This window comes from Veillonella sp. CHU732, from assembly GCF_003992085.1.
Taxonomy (GTDB): domain Bacteria; phylum Bacillota; class Negativicutes; order Veillonellales; family Veillonellaceae; genus F0422.
Genome location: NZ_RQVC01000008.1, coordinates 24,926 through 42,191, shown reverse-complemented (window position 1 = coordinate 42,191; position 17,266 = coordinate 24,926). Strand labels below are relative to the sequence as shown.

Below are 17,266 nucleotides of genomic sequence, written 5' to 3'. Positions count from 1 at the left end.
GGATATATATGATTTTTTTATGAAATATTACAATTTTCTAACAAATTCGTGGTACTTGGTCTTCTCCCAGCATATCCAGGAGACGTATCCCCCCCACTGCCGTTTGCAATCCTACTTTGCCAGCATTACCATTCACCACATCACCGACGATTACCGCATCACGACCTTCTGTGAAAGTGCGCATCATCTGCACTACCTCATCTGCCACATCAGCGCGTACAATGGCAATCATCTTACCTTCATTGGCTAAATACAATGGGTCGTAACCTAAGACTTGGCATACAGCTTGTACTTCCGCACGGACAGGGATGGCAGACTCTTGCAATCGAATTCCTTTTTGTGCAGAGTTAGCAATTTCTTGGAGCGTCGTCGCTAAACCACCACGGGTAGGATCTCTAAAGAAAGCAATATCTTTACCAAAGGTTTCTAACAACTTATGAGCCATTTTATGTAAAGGCGCACAATCTGTTTGTATCGTATCAGGCAGATCTAATCCATACCGAGTCCCCATGACAGCAATGGCATGGTCACCCAAAGTACCTGAAATGATGACTTTCATACCACTTTCAATATAAGACGTACCTAACTGTGCATAGTCCGGTACGATACCTACGCCAGCAGTATTGATGTAGATGCCGTCAACGGAACCTTTTTCTACCACCTTCGTATCCCCTGTGACAATGGACACCCCTGAAAGTTGTGCCATATCTGACATGGTTTGTAGCACAGTTTCTAATGTAGAAATAGGCAATCCTTCTTCTAAGATAAGTCCACAAGACAAATACTGAGGCACTGCGCCCATCATGGCTAAATCATTTACCGTACCGCATACAGCTAACTTGCCAATGTTGCCACCTGGAAACATATGCGGTGTCACAACATAGGAATCTGTACTCATAGCCATACGTCCCGTTGTGACTGGAAATACAGCGCCATCATGTAATTCATTTAATATTGGATTCGAAAAATATTTCACAATATATTGGTCCACCAATTCATGGCTAAATTTACCGCCATTACCGTGGACTAAGCGAATACGTTCCATTTATTCCTCCCAGGTCATTCCACCACTGGAAAAACCATATTTATACCAAGCTGAACAACTGCCTTCTACCGATACCATACAAGCTCCTACTGGATGCTCTGGCGTACAAAGTTTACCAAATAAAGGACATGCATCAGGATGAATCATCCCCTGAATGACAGAGCCACATTGGCAGCCTTTCGGTCCATCACTAGTTGTAAATGTTTCTAAAGGTAGTTGTACCAACGCATCATAGGCAGACCATTCTCCGCGCAACTTTAAACCCGATGCTGGCAGTACACCGATACCACGCCAACCATCATCAGACGGCTCGTACAAGGTATCCATTAATTGTTGTGCTACGGAATTTCCCGTTTTTGCCACCACGGACCGGTACGTATTTCCTACATAAAATTTCTTTTCTTTACGTTGTTCTAAGAGATTGACAATGGCTGCTAAAATTTCCATACCATCAAAGCCAGCAATACAACTTGGCATATGATATTCATCGGCCAAAAATTGATACGGCTGTTCTCCAATGATAACGCTTACATGACCTGGCAATAGGAATCCATCAATTTGATGGTCTGGATTACTTAATAGAGCTCGTAATGCAGGAGGCACCAATTTATGAGAAATCAAGAAAAATACATTCTTTACTCCCTTTGTATGCACCGCCTGAATAGTAGCTGCAATAACGGCAATAGTCGTTTCAAAGCCGATACCCAAGAAAATAATCTTTTTATCTGGATATTGTTCACTCAATCCAAGTACTTCCATAGGGCTATAAATAATTTCAATATGAGCTCCATTTTCTTTCGACTGCCATAAATTACCTGTTGTACCAGGAATCTTCAGCATATCTCCAAAGGTAGCGATGACTACATCCTCTCGAGCCGCATACGCCAAGGCTTGATCCATATATTGTTGGTCTGTCACACACACAGGACATCCAGGACCACTGATCAATTCTATGCCTTTCGGCAACATTTGACGGATGCCTTCTCGAAAGATAGCCACTGTATGGGTGCCACAGACTTCCATGAATCGTACAGTTTCCTCTGGATTATGTAATTCGTGAATGCGCTCTAGTAAACTAGCTGCGACTTTCGATTTTTCTGTTAAAGTAATCTTGTTCAAGTTCTTCTAATTCGCGGAATGCCTCAAGGGTCAAACGCGCTTCCTCCTCATCTACAATTTGTACGGCACAGCCCGCATGGACTAATAACCAATCTCCAATTTTTGCTTCTGGCACCAATAACAGACTGCACTCTCGTTGCACCCCTGTTAATTCCACGGTACCAATTGTTTCATTAATATGCACCAATTGTGCTGGTACTGCTAAACACATAGTATCTCCTATCTATTCATATAACTTCCTAACCATAGTTGTCCCAAGGCGATACCGCCATCATTCATCGGGCTTTGGGTAGGCACGTGGACTGTGTATTCCTGTAATTCTTGCATCACTCCTTCTAGGAGAATACGATTTTGGAATACTCCTCCACACAAGACAATATGCGAAATATGTCGTTCCTCACAACATTGTTTCGCCATCTGTCCTATATAATATATCAAAGTTCTGTGAAAGTTCGCTGAGATTTTTGCTACACTTTCACCATCTTTTAATTGTTCTATCACAGATTGTACTAAACTCATTGTATCTAATACGCTTCCGTCCAGCTTCATGTCTAGGATAGTGCCCTTCTCTGAAAGCGCCAGTTGCTCTAACTCGATAGCAAGTTGCGCATCATAGAGATGCTCATGACCTAAACCTAGCAAGGATGCTACTGTATCAAATAAACGACCACCGCTAGAAGACTGTACCATCTGCATATGGGGCATCATTTTCTCTAACAATTGCCACCCTTTAGGCAGTGATTCTTTCCACTGTTCTATCACGGTAGGCACTCCTGTTGGATAGAGCTGATTCACATACCACAAGGCTTGGCGCCACGGCTCTCGTACAGCTACTTCGCCACCTGGCAAAGGGGCATAGCTCAAATGTGCCATTCGTTCCATATGTTCTTTGTGGCAATATAAAAATTCACCGCCCCATAGAGTACCATCTGTGCCATATCCTGTCCCATCAAAGCAAATCCCTAACACTGGCTCCTGAGTATTATACTCTGCCAGTACCGCTGCCACATGGGCATGATGATGCTGCACTTCTATGACAGGTAATTGATGCTTTTCTGCATAGATTCTACCACACTGTGAGGTGTAGTAGCCCGGATGGGCATCCACGATGACCTGTGTAGGCTGTAATTGAAATAACTCTTCATAGCGCTTCGTTGTGGACCACAACAAATCCTGTACTCGCTGATGCTCCATATCTCCCATGTAGGGGCTAAGGATAGCATGAGTCCCACGATTCATACCGAAAGAGGCTTTCATGTCAGCACCCATAGCTAACATGGTAGGACTCTTTTCTAATGGTACTACAGGAATAGACAAAGGGACGTACCCTCGGCTACGGCGAATCATGATTGATTTATCATGTACCACTTGTACCACAGAATCATCTACAGGAGAGATAATCTCTCGATTGTGAGTCAATATATAATCTGCTATTCCTTGTAATTCTTCCAATGCCTGGGCATCATTATATAATACAGGGTCACCACTTCGGTTCGCACTAGTCATGACCCATAGCGCATTAGATGGTACTAAACTGTAGTGATACGGAGCATAGGGCAACAAAATGCCTAAGGTTTCCATACCGGGGGCTACACTGGGAGCCACCGGCGTTATCTGTGATGCCACCTTCATAGCAACCTTAGTAAATGTATTACGACATTCTTGATTAGAAATATATTTTTTCTGATTTATATCAGTCATCTCTTTAAGAACCGTATCACACTCAGAAGTCGCACATGTTTCTGTATGCATGACGTCATTAACAGTAAAGGTCAAACTTACTTTACGTAACAAAACAATCGGCCTTGCTGGGCTCAACAATAGTTCTTCTTCCTTTTCAGATATGTGTACATACTGTTTTGCCGTTTCCAAAGACCCTGCCATAACTGCTAAGGGTTTTCTAGGCCGTCCTTTGCGCTGACGCAAGGTTTGTACTGCGTTTTCTTGTAACGCATCACAGACCAAATGATATCCACCAACGCCTTTTAATGCCACAATGGCACCTTGTTGTATGTACTCTTTGGCTTGCTCTATGGCATCCTGTCCATTAGCAAGCACCGTACCATCTGTACCTTTCAATGTAAACATGGGACCACAGTGCTCGCAAGCATTGGGCTCCGCATGGTATCGTCGACCTTCTAGATGTTCGTATTCCTTCTGACAGTCTTCGCACATAGGGAATACTTTCATAGACGTTGTGTCACGGTCATAGGGTGTACTTTCAATAATCGTGTACCGAGGACCGCAATTTGTACAATTTGTAAACCCATAGTGAAAGCGTCGGTTCTCAGGGTCTTGTATATCTTGTAAGCACTCCTCGCAAGGAGCCATATCAGCGCCAATAAAGGCATTCCCTTTCATACCTTGCGAAAGGATGATGGTAAAATCATCCAAATCCTGTAACTCTGTCGGTTCCATTTGTAAGGTATCAATGCGTCCATGCATAGGCAAGTCAGATTGCAATCGCTCTATAAACAGTCGACAATCTGCATCTACACCTTGTATGTGTATTTCCACACCGCTCGTGTCATTTCTCACTGTGCCCACGATTTCTAATTCGTGAGCTAGTTTAGACACAAAGGGGCGGAATCCTATGCCCTGTACAATGCCTGTTACATGTATGGTGTATGCTTTCATAGAACCCGCCTCCCTTCTGTTATATAATTTTAGTGATTTTCTTGTCGGATCCCTGCTGCATCGAGTTCAGCTTGGATCATAATAGCACATTCAATACGTTTTTTCTGTAATTTACATCCCATTTCGTATGGTGTGCTAAGGTCTCCACCTAATGTTTCATTATTCGCATGGCAACCGCCAGAGCAGAAGAATTTTGCCCAGCAATTAGCACATGTTTCTTTCGTAAATACGTGAGTGTTTCTGAACTGCGTTGGTATATCATAATTTTTCAAACCATCGAAAACAGTACCAATCACATATCCATCTTTACCTACATATTGGTGACATGGATAAATATCTCCATTTGGTACGACAGCCATATACTCATGACCAGCACCACAACCACGCAAACGTTTTGCCATACATGGGCCACGGTATAAATCCATACGGAAGTGGAAGAAATTAAATTTCTCGCCCCAACCAGCCAATTGACGTTCTAAATATAGGTCTGCCAATTTTTCATATTCTTTTTCGATGATTGGCATATCCTCAGGACGTAACACATAAGCCCCATCTTCGCCAACCACTGGTTCCATAGACAAATGCTCAAACCCTAAATCTGACATAGCTTCTACATCTTTGCAGAAGTCTAAGTTATTATGCGTATAAGTGCCACGCACATAGTATTCACGGCCATCACGTTGTTTAACAGCATTGACTAAGTTTTTTGCCACTGTTTCGTATGTATCTCTGCCACCGGAACTTGGACGCATACTATTATGAACATCTTCACGACCATCTAAGGATAATACTAAGCTCATATCATGTTCATTCACATAGTCGATTTTATCCTGTGTCAACAACATGCCGTTGGTGGTCAATGTTAATTTAAAGATTTTACCATGTTTTTCTTGAATGGATTCAATGTATTCTACGGTTTGTTTCACAACATCCCAATTCAACAACGGTTCACCACCAAAGAAGTCGATTTCACAATGTTGACGTGGACCGCTCATGGAAATCAAGAAATCTACAGCACGTTTCGCCACATCAAAGCTCATTAATTCACGTTTCACTCCGCCGTAGTCACCTTGGCTGGCAAAACAATATTTACAAGCTAAGTTGCAATCATGAGCAATGTTTAAACAAAGAGCTTTTACAATTGGTTTTTCATCTACCACTAGTTTGAACTCTGCAGACATAGGAGCAAAGAGCATTTCCTCTTTGATGAGTTCATCTAACTCATCCATAATTTCATCTAATTCCGCTGCATCTTCCGTCGCATCTAATGCACTATGTACAGCCTCACGGTTGGTACCGTTATAGATATCTAATACACGATCGATAAGCTCATCGATAACATGGATAATACCACTATTTACATCTAGTAGAAAGAACTTATCTTTCATTTTAAATTTATGAATCATCGGTTGTAATTCTAACATTCATACCTCCATTAACTTACTAAAGTCTAACTTGTATTATATCACTTTATGGTCATAACGTATAGAAAGCTATCAATATAGGGTATACTTTTTCTAAAATTATAGTATGCAAAAAATTGTACTTTTAAAGTAGAATATGTTATAATTTAGACAAGCTAAAGATATAAAGGGTTAGCATACATAATCCCCCTAGATCTGGTACATCTAGGGGGATTTTTGTATGTTTTATAGATTCATACAAAATCTAGGATTGTTACAAGCAAAGCAACATATCAATCCATTTGCAAATGTAGTAGCTAGCTACACTTGCCATGACTGCCACTATAAAAGATTTTAAAGGGTTATACATACTGTCACCTCCTCCTGTTACGGATTTGGTTTTCTTGTAACACTTTTAGTATAATCCTAGAAGTAATATAAAGCAAATAAGCTGCCCACCGAATGGTGAACAGCTTATTGCTAATCCAATGGATTATTTTTGTTTGCACACTTGGTTGCCTACTGTACAGCTAGTTTTGCAAGCAGATTGGCAAGATGTTTGACATTCGCCGCAGCCGCCTGTTTTAGCAGTTTTTTGTAGGGATTCAGTGTTAATTGTACGAATACGTTTAGACATCTTCATTCCTCCTAAGCACAAACTTACTCTTATATATTATCATCTAATACCGATTCAAGCAAGCGCAAGGGACAGGAATTAGTGAGCTAACGCTTCTTTCAATGTTTTAAGGTTTTCTTCCATGATGTCAAGGTATGTCACATGTTTTTGTGTTTGTTCTTCTGTTAAACCTTCAGAGGGGTTCAATACATACACTTTTACACCAGTTTCAGCAGCAATGGCATTCGCCAATTTAGGGCTTACCAATTCTTCACTGAAGATAGCTTTTACATTATGTTCTTTGATGAAAGCCACGATATCTGCCATGCGTTCTGGTGTTGGTTCTGCATCTGGAGATACACCCATGATACCTAATTGTTCAAATCCGTATGCGTTTGCTAAGTAACCAAATGCCATATGGCTAACTACTAAATGTTTGTCGTGTTGTGTTTTACCAAATTCTTCATATTTAGCATGTAAAGCTTGTAATTTTTCTTTGTATGCTTTGCCGTTAGCTTCATAGTATTTTGCATTCGTAGGGTCTGCTTTGGAGAAAGCTTCTACAACGGCATCTACTTCTTTAGCAACATTCATTGGATCTAACCATACATGTGGATCAAACTCGCCATGTTCATGTTCGTGCTCATGTTTATCTTCTTTTTGAGCTTTATTATGGTCATCTTTGTCGTCTTTATGATCTTTGTCATCTTTATGATCTTTGTCATCTTTATGATCTTTGTCATGGTCATGATCATGTTCGTCTTCATCTTCATCTGGAGCTGGCAACAAAGTAACAGATTTAGACAATTCTACAGGTTGCGCTTTTTGTAGCACATCTTTTTCTAAAATCTTTTCTGTTGGTTCCAAACCTGCACCGCTATATAAGAACACTTTAGCAGTACCAATTTCTTTTAAATCTTTTGCAGTTGGATCCCAATCATGTGGTTCTGCTCCTGGAGGCACTAATAAAGTCACATCAACTTTGTCTCCCCCTACTTGTTTCGCTACATCATATACAGGGAACACGGTAGTAACAACTTTCATTTTTTCAGCTGGTGCTGCTTGTTTTGTATCACTACCACACCCAGCAATACCTACTGCAGTAGCCACCATAGTAGCTCCTAGTACAAAATAGGTTAATCGTTTTTTCCAATTCATGAGTATACTCCTCCTAACACATAAAAAACAAGAAGTGATTAGTTTTTGCTAATTCACTTCTTGATTATATCCGATTTAAAAAATCCGTGCTTGAATGCATGAGCAGTCTATACACTCAATTTCATTATCATTTAAACTTTTTAATAACAGCTAGTGCCACAGGTGTTACAACAGCTACCGCTAATAATGCTTCTGGAATACCATGAGACCATACAATACCCATCACCACATTAAATACAGCTTCTGGTGAAATGTGTGTTGCCTTAGCAAATTCTACACCATAAATTGTGTAAATACCAGTCATCACAAGGATTGTATTAGTAGCTGTTCCCAAGAATGCAGCTAAGCCGATACGAATGGCTTTCACCTTAATTGGTACATACATATACACCAACGCTGCCACTAAACCGATCAACATTCTTGGCAATACAGAAATAATAGGATTCATAAATGCAAAAGATAAAATATTAGGCGCCATGTAGGCTTGTACCATACTGTACGCACCGAACAAGAAACCTACAGACATGCCCACCTTTGGCCCTTCCACAACACCACCTAAGATAGTTGGAATGTGCAAGATAGTAGCACTAATTGGTGGAATTGGCACAAAGCCCCACCCTGTCATACCAAGTACAATCGTAATCCCTGCCAATAAACCAATAATTGTCAATTGACGTACCGTAAATTTTTGCGATGGCTGTGTTTGCAACGCTGTTTCTTTTTCCATGTTTTCCTCCGTTCTTATTCCCTTAGGATATAAGTCGAACCAATACTAAAAAATGGAACTCAGTTCTGTTCTTCTTGATACAGACTATACAGTCAGTTCCTCGTATAGAGTAGTACAAAATAGCGGTTCTGTCAATCATAAAATGTAACTTTTCTTACACGTGACAGTTATATAATGTATAGCAAAGTGTTCAATTATATTTGCCATATAAGCACGTAACAAGAAAAAGAACACTCTCTGATATATTTCACGAGAGTGTCCTTTCCACACATTACAGCCCTAACAATTTTCTACCTTCTTCCCAAGCAAAGATAGGTGTTAAGAATGTCATTAAATTTTCTTCTTCAAATGGATACGCACGCATACCGATGGATTCAGCTGCCTCTACATCAGATGGTTTGTCTCCTACTAAGAAACTGCCATCTACATCTACATTCCACTCTTCAATGGCCTTCGTTAGCATACCTGGATTCGGTTTGCGACAATCACAAGCTTTCTTGTAAGCCTCCACGGTTCCTTCTGGGTGATGTGGACAGTAATAGTAGGCTAATATATGTACCCCTTCTGCTTCCAAACGGCGAGACATTTCAGCATGTAACGCTTGCACATCTTCCTCGGTATAATAACCACGTGCTACACCACTTTGGTTTGTCACCACAATAATATCATACCCACGCGTTTGAGCTTCTTTCATAGCCTCAATAGCACCAGGAATAAATTCTAGTTGTGCAGGATTACTCAAGTATCCTACATCCACGTTAATAACCCCATCACGATCTAAAAATAATACATTTCTAGTTTCCATTATTTTACATACCCTTCATTATCACGTAATAACGCACAATACTCATGGACTGCTTGTTCTAATGGCGTAAACCCTTTGTCATAGCCAGCAGCTAGCAATTTAGTAGTATCTGCTTGCGTATAGCTTTGGTATTTACCTTTTAATACTTCAGGGAAATCGATATAACGAATCTCGCCTTTTCCAGCGAAGGAAATGACAGCTTTCATAAATTCGTTAAAAGTATGAGCGTGACCTGTACCACAGTTAAATACACCACTAATTTCAGGATGTTCCCAGAAATAGAAATTCACATTGACTACATCGTTGACATAGATAAAATCACGAGTTTGCTCACCATCACCATATCCATCGATGCCTTTAAACAAGGTAATTTCACCAGTTTCCATCAATTTATAATACATTTGGCGTACCAAGGATGCCATTTTATCTTTATGTGTTTCATTTGGTCCAAATACATTAAAATAGCGCAAGCCCACGCATTGAGATTGTAATTGTAAATGGTTTCTAAACTTTGCCACATAGCGGTCAAATAGCAATTTAGAATACGCATAAGGATTCAAAGCTTGTTCACAAGCTGGATCTTCACGGAATCCGTTAGTCCCATGTCCATAGGTGGATGCAGAAGAAGCATAAATGAAAGGAACTCGACGTTCTTGGCAATAATGAAAGAGATTTTTAGACCCTTCATAGTTATTTTTCATCATGTATCTGCCATCATAATTCATAGTATCCGCACAAGCACCTTCATGAAATACCACTTCAATAGGTCCACAATCGAAAGTATTTTGTTCTACGGCAATATCAAAATCCTCATAATCGATATAGTCTGCAAAATCCAACATTTCAATATTGCGGATTTTACGACCATCCGTCAAATCATCAACAATTAAAATGTCATTGCGTCCTTTATTATTCAACTGCTTTACAATATTGGAGCCGATAAACCCAGCACCGCCTGTAACAATAATCATAATTTTCCTTCCTTTACTAATCCTTGGATACGTTCAATGATTCCTGTTGTAGAATATCCATCCTGGAATGGCAAAATTTGTACTTCCTCTACAAATTCTTTACCAATGACCTCTTCTGGCTTGTAATCTCCACCTTTAACCAATATATTTGGTCTCAACTGTGAAAGTACCTCTGCTGGTGTATCTTCTTCAAATAAAACTACACCATCCACAAAGCCTAAAGAGCTCATTAACAAGGCTCTATCTAGTTCATGGTTGATAGGACGACTATCCCCCTTTAAACGGCGTACAGAACTATCAGAATTGAGGGCCACCACCAAATGATCACCTAGTGTTGCTGCCTCTTTTAAATAGGTCAAATGACCACGATGTAAAATATCAAAGCATCCATTCGTAAAGACAACCACTTCGCCCCGATCTTGCCATAATCGGATTTTTTTGGCTAATGCTTCTACAGAATAGACACTTTCTTTATCTTCTTTTTTAGCTTTCATAGAAGACAATAAATCTAATAATTCTTGACGGTGAATTGGATAGGTACCTACTTTGGATACTACTACACCGGCTGCTGCATTGGCAGCTACTAAAGCGGCTCGAATCGATAAGCCTGCAATTAATGTCGTGAGCATCATGGCCACTACCGTATCACCGGCACCACTCACATCGAATACATCTTGCTGTTTCGTTTCTGCATTGTGCCATACATTACCATCTTTACGGACTAAAGTAATCCCTTTAGCCGAGCGAGTAACAATGATGAAATCTAGTTCCATCGTATCCAAAATATGCTTCGCTGCTGTAACAACCGCTTCATCTGTGTTGGGCACTTCATAGCCTACAGCTTCACTAAGTTCCTTCACATTAGGAGTAATGCAAGTAGCACCGTTATATTTTGACCAATCAGAACCTTTCGGATCCACAATGGTCATAATGCCGGCTGCTCGAGTTTTACTGAATACTTGACTTAACAAGGATGGTTGGCAAATACCTTTACCATAGTCAGAAATCACAAGGCCTTGCAATCCTTTGTGCAACAACTCATCTAGCCAAGTAAGGATCGCTCTTTCACTAGCACTAGACAAGGGCTGATTCACTTCATAATCTAAGCGAATCATTTGCTGTTGTCCACCTAAAATACGAGTTTTCGTTGTGGTCGGAATAGAATCTTCAGTAAAAACACCAGTACTTTGGATACCATTATCTGTTAATAATTGGCGTACTATCTTACCATGTGCATCATCGCCAATACGAGATGCCATATGCACTTGGCAATCTAATTGCGCTAAATTATTCGCCACATTAGCGGCACCGCCTAACACTTCCGTTTCACGTTGCACTAAATTCACAGGCACTGGAGATTCTGGAGAGATGCGGCTCACATCACCAAAAATGTAGCGGTCTAACATGCAGTCACCAATAACCCCTACTTGTAACTGTGGTAAATCACGAAGTAAAAAGGATTGTAATGTACGATTAGGCATAGTCTTCTTCCACCAATTCACATAAAATATGACCCGCCAAAATATGCATTTCTTGAATGCGAGCTGTCACTTTTGATGGCACTGCAAACGTTAAGTCACACAATTCTGCCATTTTTCCACCACCTTCACCAGTAAAGGCAAAGGTATGCATACCAATATTACGAGCAGATTCTACGGCTTTCACCACATTTTTACTATTCCCAGATGTGGAAATACCAATCAAAATATCTCCAGAACGGCCTAAGCCATCTACTTGTCGGGCAAATACTTCATCATACCCATAATCATTACCTACAGCTGTCAAAATAGACGTATCTGTGGTCAGAGCAATGGATGCTAAGGAACGACGTTCTTTTTGAAAGCGTCCCACTAATTCTGCTGCTAAATGCTGAGAATCTGCGGCGGAACCACCATTACCGCAAAATAAAATTTTATTGCCTGCTGCAAGCGCTGCTTTACAACGCTCCGCCATAGCTTCAATAACACCCATCACTTCATAGGTAGCACTCAATGTGTCTACATGATCTGAAAAACGGGCACTAACAATTGGATGTAACTCACTCATGTCTTGTATCCTTTCCATGATTGTCCAATAATTCGTGTAATTCTTGCAAGAAACTTTCTACATTATTAAATTGTCGATAGACGGAGGCAAATCGCACGTAGGCAACTTGGTCTACATCTTTCAACAAAGACAATACAATTTCACCAATTCGCTCCGTAGTCACTTCTTGCTCTACTTCCATGCGAATTTGTTTTTCCGTTTCATTCACAATCGATTCTAATTGATCTGTGGAAATGCCTCGTTTACTACAAGATCTCCACAAGCCATTCATCAATTTAGATCGATCAAATAATTCTTTTTTCTGATCTCGTTTTATCACCATAATTGGTAAATCTTCAATCACCTCATAGGTCGTAAACCGTTTGCCACAGTTCATACATTCCCGACGACGACGAATATTATTATCGTCCGTAGACCGTGAGTCTGTGACTTTGATTTCGTCATGATGACAATAAGGACATTTCATATTGTATCCTCCTATTGGTTGCGCAAGAAGGTCTTTCCTTGCTGTTGAATTTCTTCTATAAAAGTATCTAACATTTCATAGCGTTTGCGATACATATTTCGTTTATGTGTTTTCGCTGTTTCGTAGGTTTTCCGTTCCTCCGCTAAAGGAATCACAAAAAATCGAGAGTCTTGTTCCCATACGTGACCGCCTAATTCTTCCCAAAAATCATCAAATTTCACTAATTTATGACGATTAAAGCGAATTAAATGCGTATTCGTATAGAATCCTTCATCAGACACTGCATACAAGGTCTCAATACCTAAGCAAGTGGCTAATTGGCGTAATAAAAAGAACATAAAGTTTTTAGGACGATAGCCATGCATTTTTTTCGTTAACTTCTTCGCCTTATCTAAGCCCTCTTTATATCCCTGAATAGTACCAATCCAAACACATGATTGTCCCGATGAATCCACACCTAATCGGAAGTTGATATGATAAATTCCATCCCCTCCGTAGGTTAAGAGCAAACTCAATAAGCCTTCTTTCCGTTGACCTGGCATAAAACGTAAGGTTGCCTCTAAAGCTAATTCTTCGGAATGCCATAAACGAATGCCACTTTCAGAGGGGCTGTACAAGGCCCGAATCGCATCGTCTGTTACATATTTCGGCAAGGCATCAAAGTGCTGAATAATACATTCTAATCTCTCTTGAGCTGTGGACTCTTTGTAGAAGAAGACACGATTAATAATTTCCCAGATTCCTTCTTGGTCTTGTAACAAATTAGGATAGCTACGATAGTTTGCAAAATATGCTTCTAATTGTTTCAGCTGAGATTTATTTTTATAGGAACGGGCCGTAAATAAAAAAATACGTCGCTTTTCACGCCAGCTATGGTATCCATATATTCTTTTACCTAATTCCCATTGTTGTTTTGCATATATAAACACGGTACATCCTCCTTAGGATAGACTATATCAAACTATATTATACTCCATTTTAACAACGAAATTCAATGTATTATACCTAAATGTATGGACCGATCCCACCTGAGAATCGCAATTGTATAGCTATACATTCTGTTGCCTTAGGCAACCTGTATCACTTAGTGAAAGTATACTTCTCTAAATAAAAAACTAGAGAGCCCTAAGCAACATTGCTTACGACTCTCTAGTTAAAGGAATTTATTCCTTAGTATATGTTGTTATTTACTTCCTGTACTACCGATACCACCCGTACGAATACCACGAGCATCGTCATCATTAGTCAACAAGTATTTAGAGAAGATACCTTGCGCCACTCGTTCCCCTTTTTCCAAGGCAACAGGAGCGTCTGTAATATTGTACACAGCAATCATAATATGACCTTCGTTATCTTCATTGTTATAGTAGTCAGAGTCGATAATCCCTGTACTATTTGTAAGCATCAAGCCTCGTTTGATCGCCATGCTTGAGCGAACGTGGATCGCCAAATATTCATCATAATGCATAAACGCTTTCAGTCCTGTAGGAATTAATACTGTTTCTTTAGGACCTACTACAACAGCTTCTGCACATTCAATGTCATAGCCTGCACTTTCAGAAGTCTTACGCTTCGGCAAATTGATGCCTTGCCCTTCAAAGGCAGACACTACTTCAAATCCACGAATATCCATAGTGCACCTCGATTATTTCAATAGTTCCTTGCGAGACAAATTAATACGACCTTTGTCATCAATTTCGATTACTTTGACCATAATTTCATCGCCCACATTCACTACATCTTCCACTTTTTCTACACGTTCTCTTGCTAATTGAGAAATATGAACCAAACCTTCTTTACCTGGCAATACTTCAACAAAAGCGCCGAAGTTCATCAAGCGAGTGACTTTACCCATGTACACTTCGCCTGCTTCTACTTCTTTTGTCAAATTCGTAATGATTTGGATTGCTTTTTCAGCCGCTTCCGCTTCTACGGCAGCAATGGAGATAGTGCCATCATCTTCGATGTCAATTTTAGCACCAGTTTCTTCAATAATGCCACGGATAACTTTACCGCCTGTACCGATAACATCACGAATTTTATCTGGATCAATTTTCATCGTTACGATGCGAGGAGCCCATTTAGACATTTCTTCACGTGGCGCATGGATAGCTTCCATCATTTTACCCATGATGTGCATACGACCCTTGTGAGCTTGCGCTAAAGCTTCTTCTAAGATTTCACGAGATAAACCGGAAATTTTAATATCCATTTGGATAGCAGTCACACCTTTTGTAGTACCTGCTACTTTAAAGTCCATGTCGCCTAAGGCATCTTCCATACCTTGAATATCTGTTAAGATGGTGTAATGTTCATCTTGCGTTACAAGACCCATCGCAACACCAGCTACTGGCGCTTTAATAGGTACACCTGCATCCATCAAGGATAAAGTGGAACCGCATACGCTGGCCATGGAGCTAGATCCATTGGATTCTAATACTTCAGATACTAAACGCATCGCATATGGGAATTCCTCTTCTGTTGGAAGTACGGCTAATAATGCTCTTTCAGCTAAGGCACCATGACCGATTTCACGACGTCCAGGGCCACGAGAGGAACGAGTTTCCCCTACGGAGTAGGATGGGAAATTGTAATGGTGGATGTATCGTTTTTCTGTATCTAAACCAATGCCATCGATGGTTTGTTTTTCAGACAATGGCGCTAAGGTACAAATGTTTAACACTTGTGTTTGACCGCGTGTGAACAAGCCAGAACCATGCGTACGTGGCAATGCGCTAACGCGACAAGAAATAGGGCGAACTTCATCTAATTGACGGCCATCTGGACGGATTTTTTCTACCGTAATCATATGACGCACAATTTCTTTCACCATTTTTTCTAATGTTGCGTAGATATCGCCTGCTTGTTCTGGGAATTGTTCCGCAAAATGAGCCAATACTTCTTCGAATACAGCTTGTTGTTGCTCTTCACGCTGCACTTTATCCGCACAGCGTACAGCTGCATCTAATTTGTCATGTGCATAGGCACGAACTGCTTCTGCCACCACTGGGTCCACTTCTTTAATTGGGAATGTGCGTTTCGCATGTCCAATTTCAGCCACCATAGTTTCTTGGAAAGCTACAATGTTTTTGATTTCTTCGTGAGCCGTCATGATTACTTCTAAGATGATGTCTTCAGGAATTTCGTTGGCTTCCCCTTCTACCATCAAGATCGCATCTTTCGTACCGGCTACAACCATATTTAATGTAGTTGCTTCTAATTGTGCTTCAGTTGGGTTGACTACGATATTGCCATCTACAAGACCCATACGCACACCAGCAATTGGACCTGCCCAAGGAATATCGGAAATGGATAATGCCGCAGAAGCACCAATCAATGCACAGATTTCAGGTGCATGGTCATGATCAACAGATAATACAGTAGCTACTACATGTACTTCATTACGGCTACCTTTATCGAATAAAGGACGAATTGGACGGTCAATCAAACGGCTATTCAAAATAGCAGACTCTGGTGGACGCGCTTCACGTTTAATAAACCCACCTGGGAATCTACCAACAGCATACATTTTTTCTTCATAATCTACTGTTAATGGGAAAAAGTCAATATCTTTCGCCTCTTTAGATGCCGTTGCTGTAACCAATACAACCGTATCACCATATTGTACTAATGCAGAACCACTTGCTTGTTTTGCTAACTCGCCAGTTTCGATTGATAACGTGCGACCAGCAAGTTCCATTTGGAATCGATTCATTCCATGCCTCCTGTTTAATTCTTTATCCTTAAAAATCTTTATAGTTGTTATTATACACGAGAAGAGGGGGAAATACAATTTGGGAGTGATACTGAATCAGATACAATTGACATTCCTTAACACTACATATACTTTAAAAGTACAGATTGGGCTATAGATTCCAAAACTAACCTTATATTATCCTTTGGGATAAAAAAGAAGGCGCCCCTGATTGGAGCACTTTTTATTATTATACACATTGTCACCTGCTAATTGTTGATAAGTACAATTACTGTATCGAATATTAAATTTGTGTAAAGGAAATCTTTTATATAAGTAGCCCCACAGTTGACAAAGTGCCTTTACTAACAAGGAATCCTCTTTTAATGCTAGGTAATTACTTTTCAACAAAAACTTTGCACCGTCCCTTCTAAGGAAATATGTTTATTTGTCTACTTTTCTGTGTTATGATTGATATATTCCATAATGATTACCTCATAATATCTCATAATTTGACACTATAATCATAACCTAGAAATCACTATTGATTTTTTATTTTATTGTTCAATTCCATTATAC

At 40.1% G+C, this 17,266-nt stretch carries 16 protein-coding genes; all 16 read right to left on the bottom strand.

What is annotated here, in order from left to right; genetic code table 11:
• Positions 1-37: 37 nt before the first annotated feature.
• Positions 38-1,045, bottom strand: a complete 1,008-nt coding sequence (gene hypE, locus EO121_RS04825) for a hydrogenase expression/formation protein HypE (RefSeq protein WP_127166447.1) — start codon at positions 1,043-1,045, stop codon at positions 38-40.
• A complete protein-coding gene (gene hypD / locus EO121_RS04820) occupies positions 1,046-2,164 on the bottom strand; it encodes a hydrogenase formation protein HypD (protein ID WP_127166445.1) in 1,119 nt (372 codons plus the stop codon).
• On the bottom strand, positions 2,121-2,375 hold the full coding sequence (locus EO121_RS04815) for a HypC/HybG/HupF family hydrogenase formation chaperone (protein ID WP_127148641.1): 255 nt from the start codon (positions 2,373-2,375) through the stop codon (positions 2,121-2,123). Before EO121_RS04815 ends, hypD begins: the two co-directional genes overlap by 44 nt.
• An 8-nt stretch (positions 2,376-2,383) precedes the next feature.
• Positions 2,384-4,801: a carbamoyltransferase HypF gene (locus EO121_RS04810; protein WP_127166443.1), complete on the bottom strand. Its 2,418-nt coding sequence runs from the start codon at positions 4,799-4,801 to the stop codon at positions 2,384-2,386.
• A gap of 29 nt (positions 4,802-4,830) precedes the next feature.
• Positions 4,831-6,225, bottom strand: coding sequence for a thioether cross-link-forming SCIFF peptide maturase (scfB, locus tag EO121_RS04805; protein ID WP_127166441.1), 1,395 nt, complete (start codon positions 6,223-6,225; stop codon positions 4,831-4,833).
• A gap of 472 nt (positions 6,226-6,697) precedes the next feature.
• Entirely contained in the window at positions 6,698-6,841 is a 144-nt protein-coding gene (scfA, locus tag EO121_RS04800) for a six-cysteine ranthipeptide SCIFF (protein WP_009353042.1), read from the bottom strand.
• Positions 6,842-6,919: 78 nt separating this feature from the next.
• Positions 6,920-7,978, bottom strand: a complete 1,059-nt coding sequence (locus EO121_RS04795; protein WP_127166439.1) for a metal ABC transporter solute-binding protein, Zn/Mn family — start codon at positions 7,976-7,978, stop codon at positions 6,920-6,922.
• A 127-nt stretch (positions 7,979-8,105) separates the two neighbouring features.
• Positions 8,106-8,705 (bottom strand): ECF transporter S component, encoded by a 600-nt coding sequence (locus EO121_RS04790; RefSeq protein WP_126939228.1) that lies wholly within the window; start codon positions 8,703-8,705, stop codon positions 8,106-8,108.
• Positions 8,706-8,976: 271 nt separating this feature from the next.
• Positions 8,977-9,510: a D-glycero-beta-D-manno-heptose 1,7-bisphosphate 7-phosphatase gene (gene gmhB / locus EO121_RS04785; protein WP_127166437.1), complete on the bottom strand. Its 534-nt coding sequence runs from the start codon at positions 9,508-9,510 to the stop codon at positions 8,977-8,979.
• On the bottom strand, positions 9,510-10,481 hold the full coding sequence (gene rfaD, locus EO121_RS04780; RefSeq protein WP_127166436.1) for an ADP-glyceromanno-heptose 6-epimerase: 972 nt from the start codon (positions 10,479-10,481) through the stop codon (positions 9,510-9,512). Before rfaD ends, gmhB begins: the two co-directional genes overlap by 1 nt.
• Positions 10,478-11,962 (bottom strand): PfkB family carbohydrate kinase, encoded by a 1,485-nt coding sequence (locus EO121_RS04775; protein ID WP_127166434.1) that lies wholly within the window; start codon positions 11,960-11,962, stop codon positions 10,478-10,480. Before EO121_RS04775 ends, rfaD begins: the two co-directional genes overlap by 4 nt.
• Positions 11,955-12,527, bottom strand: a complete 573-nt coding sequence (gene gmhA / locus EO121_RS04770) for a D-sedoheptulose 7-phosphate isomerase (RefSeq protein WP_062401886.1) — start codon at positions 12,525-12,527, stop codon at positions 11,955-11,957. Before gmhA ends, EO121_RS04775 begins: the two co-directional genes overlap by 8 nt.
• Positions 12,520-12,993 (bottom strand): transcriptional regulator NrdR, encoded by a 474-nt coding sequence (nrdR, locus tag EO121_RS04765; protein WP_127166432.1) that lies wholly within the window; start codon positions 12,991-12,993, stop codon positions 12,520-12,522. Before nrdR ends, gmhA begins: the two co-directional genes overlap by 8 nt.
• A gap of 11 nt (positions 12,994-13,004) precedes the next feature.
• Positions 13,005-13,922, bottom strand: coding sequence for a DUF535 family protein (locus tag EO121_RS04760; protein ID WP_127166430.1), 918 nt, complete (start codon positions 13,920-13,922; stop codon positions 13,005-13,007).
• 254 nt (positions 13,923-14,176) lie between these two features.
• Positions 14,177-14,626, bottom strand: a complete 450-nt coding sequence (locus EO121_RS04755) for a dUTP diphosphatase (protein WP_127161349.1) — start codon at positions 14,624-14,626, stop codon at positions 14,177-14,179.
• Positions 14,627-14,638: 12 nt separating this feature from the next.
• On the bottom strand, positions 14,639-16,708 hold the full coding sequence (locus EO121_RS04750) for a polyribonucleotide nucleotidyltransferase (RefSeq protein WP_127166428.1): 2,070 nt from the start codon (positions 16,706-16,708) through the stop codon (positions 14,639-14,641).
• Between the last annotated feature and the right edge of the window lie 558 nt (positions 16,709-17,266).

Excerpts from the sequence above, each read along its gene's own strand:
- scfA (WP_009353042.1), bottom strand. The coding sequence starts at position 6,841 with ATGTCTAAACGTATTCGTACAATTAACACTGAATCCCTACAAAAAACT.
- EO121_RS04810 (WP_127166443.1), bottom strand. The coding sequence starts at position 4,801 with ATGAAAGCATACACCATACATGTAACAGGCATTGTACAGGGCATAGGA.
- hypE (WP_127166447.1), bottom strand. The coding sequence starts at position 1,045 with ATGGAACGTATTCGCTTAGTCCACGGTAATGGCGGTAAATTTAGCCAT.
- rfaD (WP_127166436.1), bottom strand. The coding sequence starts at position 10,481 with ATGATTATTGTTACAGGCGGTGCTGGGTTTATCGGCTCCAATATTGTA.
- gmhB (WP_127166437.1), bottom strand. The coding sequence starts at position 9,510 with ATGGAAACTAGAAATGTATTATTTTTAGATCGTGATGGGGTTATTAAC.
- EO121_RS04775 (WP_127166434.1), bottom strand. The coding sequence starts at position 11,962 with ATGCCTAATCGTACATTACAATCCTTTTTACTTCGTGATTTACCACAG.
- EO121_RS04795 (WP_127166439.1), bottom strand. The coding sequence starts at position 7,978 with ATGAATTGGAAAAAACGATTAACCTATTTTGTACTAGGAGCTACTATG.
- EO121_RS04750 (WP_127166428.1), bottom strand. The coding sequence starts at position 16,708 with ATGAATCGATTCCAAATGGAACTTGCTGGTCGCACGTTATCAATCGAA.
- EO121_RS04815 (WP_127148641.1), bottom strand. The coding sequence starts at position 2,375 with ATGTGTTTAGCAGTACCAGCACAATTGGTGCATATTAATGAAACAATT.
- nrdR (WP_127166432.1), bottom strand. The coding sequence starts at position 12,993 with ATGAAATGTCCTTATTGTCATCATGACGAAATCAAAGTCACAGACTCA.
- EO121_RS04790 (WP_126939228.1), bottom strand. The coding sequence starts at position 8,705 with ATGGAAAAAGAAACAGCGTTGCAAACACAGCCATCGCAAAAATTTACG.
- scfB (WP_127166441.1), bottom strand. The coding sequence starts at position 6,225 with ATGTTAGAATTACAACCGATGATTCATAAATTTAAAATGAAAGATAAG.
- gmhA (WP_062401886.1), bottom strand. The coding sequence starts at position 12,527 with ATGAGTGAGTTACATCCAATTGTTAGTGCCCGTTTTTCAGATCATGTA.
- EO121_RS04755 (WP_127161349.1), bottom strand. The coding sequence starts at position 14,626 with ATGGATATTCGTGGATTTGAAGTAGTGTCTGCCTTTGAAGGGCAAGGC.